This is a genomic window from bacterium (assembly GCA_024228115.1).
Classification (GTDB): Bacteria; Myxococcota_A; UBA9160; order UBA9160; family UBA6930.
The window spans coordinates 1-1,647 of sequence record JAAETT010000554.1; the positions used below are offsets into that span (position 1 = coordinate 1).

2 protein-coding genes are annotated in these 1,647 nt (G+C 59.0%); both read right to left on the reverse strand.

The genetic code is table 11. From position 1 onward, the window contains the following. Positions 1–477: 477 nt before the first annotated feature. Positions 478–1,071, reverse strand: coding sequence for a hypothetical protein (locus GY937_23070; GenBank protein ID MCP5059597.1), 594 nt, complete (start codon positions 1,069–1,071; stop codon positions 478–480). Positions 1,072–1,226: 155 nt separating this feature from the next. Continuing rightward, positions 1,227–1,517, reverse strand: coding sequence for a DUF3768 domain-containing protein (locus tag GY937_23075; protein MCP5059598.1), 291 nt, complete (start codon positions 1,515–1,517; stop codon positions 1,227–1,229). Between the last annotated feature and the right edge of the window lie 130 nt (positions 1,518–1,647).

Here is a 1,647-nt window from a genome sequence, read left to right on the forward strand (position 1 = left end):
ACACTACCTCGCGGCTCTCGATCGCGAACTCGACACCGATCCGACCGACACCGATTCGCCGTTCTGACGAGAAACCAGCACTCGCGCGCGACCACGGCTAGATGATCAGATTTCTACGGTTTCTCGTGATCGCCAACAGAGAGGTCGATCAACACAAGTGAAACTATGAGCTCATTATCCTCCGCTGAGAGGAAGTCGGCTCGGCTACCAAGACTTGAGCCGATGGAGATTTCCTTCTCGTGCCAGGATGAGCCGGGGTCAATGCCGAAATCGGGACTTCCACCGGTAGTCATTGCTCTGCCTATGCCGTTCGCTCCGCCACGAGTCGTCGATAGGGAAGCGGGTGGCCACGGGCTAGGCGGCGCAGGGCCTCCCAATAGCGCGGCTCGGTCGGGAACGAGCCGTAGAACTCCTCCCGTGTGGCCGGTGCTTTCATCGGGGGTCCTCGTTGGCGAAGAGCCAAGGCGGATCGTGCACCTACCGCCCGACGAGCCGGGTCACAGGCGGAGCGAACGGCATAGGCAGAGTCATTGCTATCGCGGCTCCTTGGCCACCCCGAAGAACAATGGTCGTATCTCCTGATATTTCCTCAGCGCTAGAAACAGTCCAGTCGAGAGGCCTTTTGAAGCGAAGGGGACCAACCGATTCGTGCGTCCACACCTGCAGCTGAACAGGAAGACGGGACCGTGTCTCGCTCGCGGCTGAGGTGCAATCGGCGTCGAGCACGCCATTGATCTCGGCGGATCCGTAGTCACTCGGGACGTCGACCCTCAGCAGCAACTGTGCCTCATAGCCGCGCATCAGCTCTGGCACCGTGCCCGGGGCGATAGTAGCTACCTCTTCAAGACCTCCGTCAAGCGCCACCAGGATATCGGAAACATCCATGCGCGCTTCGAGCAGTAGCTCGATCTCTGTGACTTCACCGCGCGTTACGACCGCTTCTACACTGCGCGGTTGCCACTGGAGGGCCGGCCCGGGCCCGCAACCATTGGCTCCAAATAACACCAATACCATCGCGCCAATTGCGATAGGTGCGGCAACAGCAAGTGTGCCTAGTGTTTTCCAGTTCATTTCTTCATTCTATCACCTCAGTAAGCACCGCTGAGAATCGACTGTGGATAAGACGACGAGAGAGCCAGTCGCTGCACCCACAGCCAAGTAGGTACACATGCGGACTTCCGCCCCACAAGAAAAAGCCCCACAATTTCGTGGGGCTTTCTGCCTCGTCAGTACTCCTCAGCGAGCATGACCGTGAGGACTCGGGTGGTAACGGCAGGATCTGCTGGATCGGGAGAGGCAAACTCCAGGTCCCGATCGTAGTAGTCGATCTTCCAGATGATCCGACGGTGCTCAACTTCGATCGTCGCACAGTCGTGTTCTCCCCACGGGTCATTGTCCTCTGAGAAGTCGGAAAAGGCTGCAACGGCGCCCATGATCTTCCCGAGGTCTCGTTCGCCCAAGGCGGCGATTCCCCGAGTGACAACGACTCGACCTCCCTGGCCAGTCGTCCTTAGCAGGGTGCTGAAATTTGGTGCCGGTTGGCGCCAGAAAGGCCGAAAGCGGGGGTTTCGATGGCGCTCTGTGCTTGGCTTCCGGTTTCCTCTGCCAAGGATCCCAAGATCGCTTGCTGAGTAGCAAGGGAGTCAC